Source organism: Dorea sp. 210702-DFI.3.125, assembly GCF_020560945.1.
Taxonomy (GTDB): Bacteria; Bacillota; Clostridia; order Lachnospirales; family Lachnospiraceae; genus Dorea; species Dorea formicigenerans.
In genome coordinates this window covers 1-8,181 of sequence record NZ_JAJCNF010000050.1, presented here as the reverse complement: position 1 = coordinate 8,181, position 8,181 = coordinate 1, and the positions used below count along the sequence as shown (strand labels likewise).

At 36.8% G+C, this 8,181-nt stretch carries 11 protein-coding genes and 1 pseudogene; 1 reads left to right on the top strand and 11 read right to left on the bottom strand.

The window, feature by feature from the left end; all coding sequences use genetic code 11:
- Positions 1-29 precede the first annotated feature (29 nt).
- From LI164_RS15190 to LI164_RS15160, 7 genes and pseudogenes are all read right to left on the bottom strand, one after another.
- Positions 30-509 (bottom strand): LysE family transporter, encoded by a 480-nt coding sequence (locus LI164_RS15190; protein ID WP_227087353.1) that lies wholly within the window; start codon positions 507-509, stop codon positions 30-32.
- A gap of 164 nt (positions 510-673) precedes the next feature.
- Complete coding sequence (locus LI164_RS15185) at positions 674-1,582, bottom strand: LysR family transcriptional regulator (protein WP_005330869.1); 909 nt, start codon at positions 1,580-1,582, stop codon at positions 674-676.
- A 339-nt stretch (positions 1,583-1,921) separates the two neighbouring features.
- Complete coding sequence (locus tag LI164_RS15180; protein WP_227087352.1) at positions 1,922-2,248, bottom strand: class I SAM-dependent methyltransferase; 327 nt, start codon at positions 2,246-2,248, stop codon at positions 1,922-1,924.
- On the bottom strand, positions 2,223-2,924 hold the full coding sequence (locus LI164_RS15175) for a transglutaminase family protein (RefSeq protein ID WP_005330866.1): 702 nt from the start codon (positions 2,922-2,924) through the stop codon (positions 2,223-2,225). The genes LI164_RS15180 and LI164_RS15175 overlap by 26 nt, the downstream gene beginning before the upstream one ends.
- Positions 2,914-3,582: a class I SAM-dependent methyltransferase gene (locus LI164_RS15170; RefSeq protein ID WP_040015267.1), complete on the bottom strand. Its 669-nt coding sequence runs from the start codon at positions 3,580-3,582 to the stop codon at positions 2,914-2,916. Before LI164_RS15170 ends, LI164_RS15175 begins: the two co-directional genes overlap by 11 nt.
- Positions 3,583-3,596: 14 nt before the next feature.
- On the bottom strand, positions 3,597-4,508 hold the full coding sequence (locus LI164_RS15165; RefSeq protein WP_040015266.1) for a ketopantoate reductase family protein: 912 nt from the start codon (positions 4,506-4,508) through the stop codon (positions 3,597-3,599).
- A gap of 19 nt (positions 4,509-4,527) precedes the next feature.
- Positions 4,528-4,868 (bottom strand): annotated as a pseudogene (locus LI164_RS15160) (ZIP family metal transporter); the annotation flags it as partial.
- A 423-nt stretch (positions 4,869-5,291) separates the two neighbouring features.
- Between LI164_RS15160 and LI164_RS15155 the strand changes: the two are divergent.
- Positions 5,292-5,588, top strand: coding sequence for a helix-turn-helix domain-containing protein (locus LI164_RS15155; RefSeq protein WP_227087351.1), 297 nt, complete (start codon positions 5,292-5,294; stop codon positions 5,586-5,588).
- On the opposite strand, the gene LI164_RS15150 is transcribed toward LI164_RS15155, so the two are convergent.
- The 4 genes from LI164_RS15150 to LI164_RS15135 form a co-directional block, all read right to left on the bottom strand.
- On the bottom strand, positions 5,585-6,337 hold the full coding sequence (locus LI164_RS15150) for a hypothetical protein (RefSeq protein ID WP_005330861.1): 753 nt from the start codon (positions 6,335-6,337) through the stop codon (positions 5,585-5,587). The two genes, LI164_RS15155 and LI164_RS15150, sit on opposite strands and share 4 nt — an antisense overlap.
- A 75-nt stretch (positions 6,338-6,412) precedes the next feature.
- Positions 6,413-6,922, bottom strand: a complete 510-nt coding sequence (locus LI164_RS15145) for a CinA family protein (RefSeq protein WP_005330860.1) — start codon at positions 6,920-6,922, stop codon at positions 6,413-6,415.
- Positions 6,923-7,016: 94 nt separating this feature from the next.
- A complete protein-coding gene (locus LI164_RS15140) occupies positions 7,017-7,457 on the bottom strand; it encodes an NADAR family protein (protein ID WP_005330859.1) in 441 nt (146 codons plus the stop codon).
- A 119-nt stretch (positions 7,458-7,576) separates the two neighbouring features.
- Positions 7,577-8,104: a hypothetical protein gene (locus LI164_RS15135; RefSeq protein WP_117649840.1), complete on the bottom strand. Its 528-nt coding sequence runs from the start codon at positions 8,102-8,104 to the stop codon at positions 7,577-7,579.
- Between the last annotated feature and the right edge of the window lie 77 nt (positions 8,105-8,181).

The following is an 8,181-nucleotide window of genomic DNA, read 5'->3' as shown; positions in this document are numbered from 1 at the left end:
AATATAGAGTTATCAAGGTTCAGCACACCTTATTGGTGTGGGAAGTTTGAGTTAATAACACGGAAATGCCGCAGATAAAACTTCTGAATCAGCACGCCTAAGCCAATCCAAGTACAGGTTGCGATTGTTCCAATCGTTGCAATAACCAACTCAAAAAACAGCAAAGCCGGAAAAGAGAACATATATCCTACAACATAACCCGTTAGTGCGGTAACTCCGAACATATAGATCTTCACATTGACAAATTGCAGCATGAAGCCTTGCAGAAACGATGCCGATTGCTCTGCGTTTTCTGTTGACGGCTTACTGAAAGCAATATGAATCGCAAGCCACAGGATGTAGGCTGCTCCGATGTACTTCATCACTTCCATTACATTTGGAAGCAAAGAATTAACTCCATATACAAAAATTGCGCATAAGATTTGTACTACATAGTAGCCTGCAAAAATTCCAAAGAACAGTGGCTTTCCTTTTTTATATCCATAGTATGTTACGGTATTTAATGCCAGAATATTTCCCGGTCACGGAGTAAAGGCATTTATAACGCAATAAATCAGAAAATTGCTCAGTACCACCATAGGCATAATCATCAACCACCTTTCTGCTGTTATTATATCAGCAAACAGCGGTACATACATAACACCTATTTTATATGATTATCCATAGCCTATGACTATGGATTGGCTGGAGCATATTTCCGTAATTCTTCCAGATAGCTTTTTCCAAGTTCACTTAATTCCTGATTTTCATTCAACACATATCCAATATGCATTGTTTCATTTTCTGCAAGCGGAACGGAGATGATATTTTCTCCGTTCAAATATTTCGGGAAAATGCCACTTGAAATAGTATAGGCATTCAGTCCGAGCATGAAGTTGACAATAGCCCCTCTGTCATTGACCCGAATTTCCTTATCCACCGGGATGGAGCTGAATAGTTCCTCTGAAAAATAGACAGATTCATACTCTCCCTGTACAAAGTTTAGCCGCGGATAAGGTGCAAGGTCATGGACGGAAACTACTTTTTTCGATGCCAATGGGTGATCTTTTTGCAAAAAAACATGAGGCTTTGCTGAAAATAACTCGGTAAACATCAGATGGTTTTCCTCTATCACTTTCCGCATGACGACTTCGTTTTCATGCGATAAATAAAGGATGCCTAAATCACAGACACGATTTTTCACATCATCCAATATCTGATGTGTTCCGGTTTCATTATAATAAAAAGCGTATCGTTCTTGTCCAAAACGCTTAACTAACTCCACAAAAGCGTTTTCCGTAAAAGTATAGTGCTGAGAAGATACTCCAAATGTCACTTTTCCCGGAAGATTTGTAACATACCGATCCTCCAGCAGTTCCATCTGCTGTATCACTTGACGGGCATAACCGAGAAATTCAGCACCATCTTTTGTCAGAGTAATTCCGGTCCTGCTACGAAGAAAGATGGTGATTCCAGCTTCTGTTTCCGTTTCTTTGATGGAATTGGAGAGACTTGGCTGTGATATAAAAAGTAGTTTCGCAGCTTCGGTAATAGAGCCAACTTCTGCTACCTTCAAAATATATTTTAATTGTTGAACCGTCATTTCTTTATCCTTTCTATTCTTACAAATTAACGATTTGTATTTCTGTTTGTTTTAAAAATGGGCAATCCCTATTTTTCGTCCTTCCACGATTTTCTTCTGTTCCCTACGCAATCCGAAATGTCTCCAGATCAATCACATTGATGTTCAAAATGCCGTTATCATCATACCAACGCTTCCCCATATCTTTTCTTACCACAATTTTAGGGAAACCTTTTCTATTATCTTAACATGAGAATCGAGCATTATCCAGACCTGAACGGACGGCAATAATCCATTTAGACAAAAATAAAGTTCCAGACTTATTATCTGAAACTTTATTATAAATCCAGCATCATTGCATTACTTCACACAACGGAAATATACCATAGAACCGTCAACATGGATATCCGTTTCTTTATATAGTTTTTGAAGGATATCTCTCAGTTCTTTCTCCGTCTGAAACGGTGGCGAAAACCACCCTTTCTTTGCAAGAATATTTTTTACCAGCCAATCTGTCCGTTTCGATTTTCCCCTGATATAAAAACAGGCAATGAAATCGCCGCCTGGTTTCAAAACACGCCATATTTCATGAAATGCTTTTTGCTTGTCAGGAAATGCATGAAAACCATTCATACTGACAACGGTATCTAAAAGCTTAAAACTATCGTTCTCTAATCTTCCTAATATTACGATTCATGAGGTGTCTTCCAATATGTCTATAAGCAAATGCTTTAAAGGCTGAAATTTCTTGATGATGTTCCTTCAACAGTTCATCTGGACAATCATAAACACCAAAATCCTGATTGATTCCCTCGCTCTGAATATAAGTATTGTTCCTATCAAACTCAATAATGAGATTTCTGAAATCCTTGACTGCTACTCCATAACCGCAAAATGCACCTGTACATTCCGAATTTTGTTCCTGTAACTTCTTTATGTATGTTTTATCCAAAATGAAAGCTTCCAGTTCGTACCACTGATTTTCGAAATTAATTTCTACCCAGCTATGGAAAATACTTTTTGGAGCATTACGGTAAACAAACCCGGTCATAGCCCCTTTCTGCAATCTTTTATCAATCGAAAAACCATGTACTCTGCATGGAATATTGCAGGCACGTAAAAGTGCCATAAATAAAGTTCCTTTTGTATTACATTGTCCATAACCATCTGCAAGTACTTTTGAAGCTGAAATTCCGTCATCAATATTATATCCAAATAAAACATCATCTCTTACATAGTTGTAGATTGCCTTAATCCTTTCAAATTCACCCATTTCCTTCCATTTCATATTTTGAATAAGTTTTTGAATTGCCGGATTAGAAAAATCAACCATTCGTGTTTCCCTAAGATACTTATCTTTCATTTCCTATCGCCTTTCCCATAGGTTTTCTCACAACACAATGCATTCGCATACCTTTACGAATTTCAAATTTTTCTACTTTTAATCCTGCTTTTTTGCAACATTTTATGACCACATCTCTTGTTGGCACTTGGACATCTCCATGTCCGCATATATTTGCCAACGGCATTTCCAATGTATTCATTAGCCATACCAATACTTTATTGTCACTGGTCACATCTCTCAGTATCAATCTTCCATTTGGGCGAAGACATCTTTTCACACTGTCAAAAAAAGCCTGTGGATCCGGATAATGATGGAAGCTCATAGAACAAATAATTGCATCAAATGAATCCTTTTCAAAAGGAAAGTTCTCACAGTCTCCTACAACAAATGTTGCATTTGGAATATTTTTCTTTTTTGCCTGTTCAATCATTGCCGGAGTCAAATCCAGTCCTGTATAATGCCGGTCTGGATATTTTTCTGCTAATAAAGAAATCATCGGAGCAGGTCCGCAGCCTGCATCTAATAAATCTCTAAATGGCTCCTTCTCTAATTCTTCCAGAATATCCGGATAATCTTTCTTGCACATTTCGTAAATGCCAGCATGGTTACTTTCATATCTTCCTGCTGCTTTTGTAAACTCTTTAATTGACAATTTTTTATATTCTTCATTTTTCATGCTTTTTTCTCCAATCACTGTACCTTTTTCGCCTTGCATCCGCATTTCTTCATTTTTTTCATATAAGCATAAAACTGCTTATGCAATTCCCTCATTTCATCTGGTGCCTTCATAGCATGTTGATACATAAATTTATCTCCAAAACTGCTTCCAAATGTAACTACCAGCATATTCGCTAAAATTGGCAAGGGTAAAAAGCGAAAAATATTCATTTTCCATGGTGACAGTTTACCCTTTTGTTTTCGCAAAAAATTAAAATTTCTTTTCAGCCTTTCTGCTGTTTTCCTCATGATTTTCCATTCTTTTTCTACTTTCTCCGGATCGTCTGATTCATAATACGCATCCGCAATCGGTACCACCATAGCAAGATGACAAAGCTGCCATAGATGCATATCCGTTACTTTCTGGTACGGTATATGAGCATGCCTCAATATCTCTGAAAACTGCTTAGTTCTTTCGGATTTATTTCCTGATATTTCTGCAAATGTTGTCGGCTGAATCAACCTTGGAGTAAGTGCTGCATCAAGGATACCATCATCATTTATACTTCCGCCTGCTCCTGGAAAAGCCGGTAATATTCTTCCTTTTCCGACAATGTCTTCCCATTTATTGTAACTGTCCAGTGAATTTATCATTGTAACAATCGTATTACTTTTATTATTTTTCAATTCAGTAAGTGCTTCATACAGCTGGTTTTCCCGGACAGTAAGCAAGACAAAATCATAAATATCATTGTTTGGTAGTTCTCCAAGAATCCTAATCTCTGCCTTTATTACTTCCTGATTTTTCTTATATTGCAATCCATTATTTCTTAAAGCCTCAAGTCTTTTACCTCTGGCATAAATATTTGTATCATAACCGGCTTCTGCAAATAAAGCCGCATACAAGGATCCAATCACACCAGCACCATAAATCAATATTCTCATAAGAATCATTCCTCTCCTCTTACCCCAGTGCCACATCCAAGATCATCATCAAACTAAATCCAAGTGCAAAGAAAAGCGTACCGATATTCGAGTGCTGTCCCTGAGACATTTCCGGAATTAGTTCTTCAACCACGACTATAACATAACTCCTGCTGCAAAGCTGAGTAAATATGGTAATACCGGGATTACCAGCTGTGCGACAAGAATCGTCATTACTGCTCCAATCGGTTCAACGACTCCTGAAAGTACACCTCCCAGAAATGCCTTTCTCTTACTTTCACCCTCTGCCCTAAGCGGCATGGATATAATCGCTCCTTCTGGAAAATTCTGGATAGCAATTCCAAGTGATAAAGCAAGTGCACGTTGCAGTAACTTGCTAAGTGTTTTTCTCATAAAAACACGCATGCTGCACCTAGCGTTGTTCCAACAAATGGAATCAGTATACCTTCAAAAACATTCATTAGCATTATGTATTCCTTTCTGTATAGTCAAAAGTACTTTCACATCGTTCTCTTATTAGTTTTAACTAACCGTCATGTATAAAAGAAACCGTGCAAAAAGCAAACTGTAATTTCACACGGTTTTCCTTATGTTTAAGTATATCACTTACGAAATCATATAACAATATAATTCTTTTAACAATTTACAAAACCTAAAATGAATTTCTAAATTCCATCGTTCCATTGGACGGTGGAATTTACTCTCGCACAGTAGATATTTACTCTTTCATACAATCATGTTATAGTTAGTACTCCTTCTGACAGCAGTAGAAGGAGAAGCATTATGAGTAATTATATACCAGGGAACCAGAAACATCTTACTTTAAATGATCGGCTCTATATTGAAAATGAACTGGCAAAAGGGACTCCCTTTAAAGACATTGCAGCATTTCTATATAAAGATCCAACAACTATATCTAAAGAAGTTCGTGCTCACCGGATTTCAGATTGGTATCACAAGGGTACTTTTTATAACGTAAAGAACTTTTGTATTCATCGTTACCATTGCAAAAAGACCAACGCCTGTGGGAGCATCCCACTTTTAATGACTTCTATTCTTTTCCGAATCGTGTTTGCCTAGATATCAAAGCTTTTACTGTAACTATTCGCAATCTCGAATAACTTTGCAACCTCTTCTTTAATTGAAGTCACATAAGAATAGATAACATCCAGTTTATCGCTAAATTCATCCGTGTCCGTCACTTCAAGTACATCTAACATTTCATTGTTCTCATCATATTTTTTATTTACTATCTCTAAAAAATCACGTAACTCAAAAACACCTTTTATGATCTCTTCTAGTTTGTCTTCCTCATCCAAATCATGAAAGCTCTCTAACAAATTCTTATAAGCATTTCCTTTTTCACACGCTCTCTCAATCTTTTCCTTTTCATCCGTTCCTGAAATCCACTGCCTCACCATCTCTCTTGTAATACTTCCTTTTTTCAATCCCTTACAAGTAAACTCAACTACAATATCTCTTATTACATAATCAAATATTTCAAAAATTTTATCCTTCTCTTCTTTCGATGAAATACAATCCAGCCAGCCAACTAATAATTTTAAATAATCCGGAAACGCTTTTCCAATTACATATTTTTCAAATGACACATTTTCCATTCCAACTTTTTGGACTTCTCCAAGCATTTCAAAAAGAGAGACAAATATCTGCACTACAGTATAATCATCATCACACAATTCAATAATTCTTGGGAAATCCTTATCAAACGCCTGAATCAAAGCCTCTTTCATCTTTTCATTATCAACTTTTTCAATACATTTTTCATATTCTTTCTTCTTAACAGCCTGCCTCCTTATCTCACACCACAACTATTCCTTACTATTCAAGAATGTCTTGGTATTCTTGTTACGAGGTACGCGTCATGCAAATGCATGACATAAAAGTTAATCTTCTAATCTCTCCATCAGTGAATCATAAATTTCTTTCGCAACCGCCAGCTTATAAGCCAGCCTTGTAGGCTGCGGCTGCAATTCAATATAATAAGACTTCGCTTCTCCATTTAAGGTAATTGCAAAATATACCTGCCCTGGCACAGATGCCTCCGGATTCGCAGGATCCACATTTCCCATCGTTCCGGTCACTCCGATTCCAATATTTGCCTCGTACACTTTCGCACAGGCTTTCGCCATTGCCTCTGCCGTCTCTTTTGAGTATACCGTATACTTCTCCAGAATCTCAGCCGGCACACCCTGCATAATCTTCGCCTCATTACAGTATGTAACAAATGCCCCCTTTAACACTGCCGAAGAGCCTTCTGTGTCTGTAATCAGCGATGCAATCTGCCCAGAAGTCGCAGATTCCATAGTCGAAATTGTCATTCCCCGCTCAATCAAAAGTTTTGTCAGCCTTCTGTAGTCATTTCTAATATCCGATTCATTATATTTTTTTCTCATAGTATAAACCCTCCGCTATCATAATTGAAAATTCACTTAACGTTGAAAAACTACTTTTTATTATACTCTATATTTTCATAACATTCAGCCTTTCTTATTTTAACTTACTTCTTACTTCCATCAGTGCCTTTCCCAAAAGATTTTTTCCTTCTGTTTCTTTACAACGTTCACACTCACAATTTCCCCAAACATTATCATGCCATGCAGTTGTGTTCTCAATAAGTTCTTCCTCTCCTGTCGCTTGCAATATACTTTTCAATTCCTTATTCTGAGAAAATTTTGCATAACACACATTGACCATAAGCTGATATTTTACTTCTTCCCAGTCCGAACGAAGCTCAACCCGTCTTCCCATTTTCTTGGCACCAGCCGCCTTATATGTTGCAAATTTCTTTCTCTTCTCCATATCCAATGTTTTAAGTGATTGCCATGCACATTCTGAATTAGGATATACAATACCTCCATACTCTACAGAACATGGATAAAAATTACTAAAACAACCATATTTTTCATTACTTCTTGAAAATTTAATCATTTTAATACCTCCATCAATTTCTTCAAATAATAAAGCTGTAATAAATGCATCATATTTATTACAGCTTTATTATATAAAAATAAGCAATTTTATTTTGTTCAAAATTCTGAAAAAAATCTCTATTTTATCTTCATATTCTGTCTTCTGATTTCTGCGCCAAGTATGCCTGCTCCTATACTGATAAACAATCCAATCGCACAGATAATTCCAATTGCAAGCATGTCATTTCGGCTCACTCCACCCAGACTATCTTGTACAGCGAAATCCATCCCCATAATCACAGCAAAAACAATTCCTCCACGGAAGCCTTCCAGCCAAATATTAGAATTTCTGAATTCTTTTCCCGGAATTTTGTGATTCAGATATACCATGCTCACGAAAACGATAACTGACACAGCAATGATCATATAAATTCCCATATTCAGTCTGTTTTTTAATATGAAAACAGGCACGTAAATTAATAGCATTACTGCCAATAGCAACCCATAAAGAGCGATCTGATATCCATACATTTGCGCTTTACTGATGGAGGAAACTAATATTTTTTCTGTCTCTTCCTGGTAATGCTCTGCCTCAATTTTTTTCCCCGCCAGCAGTTCACTCACACTAATTCCAAGTTCCTGACAAAGGTCTTCCAGAATTGCCACATCCGGAAATGATCTACCCGTTTCCCTTAATTAAAGATATTGTTGGGTAAAAAAGAAAGGTCAGTCGATTTTGCCGA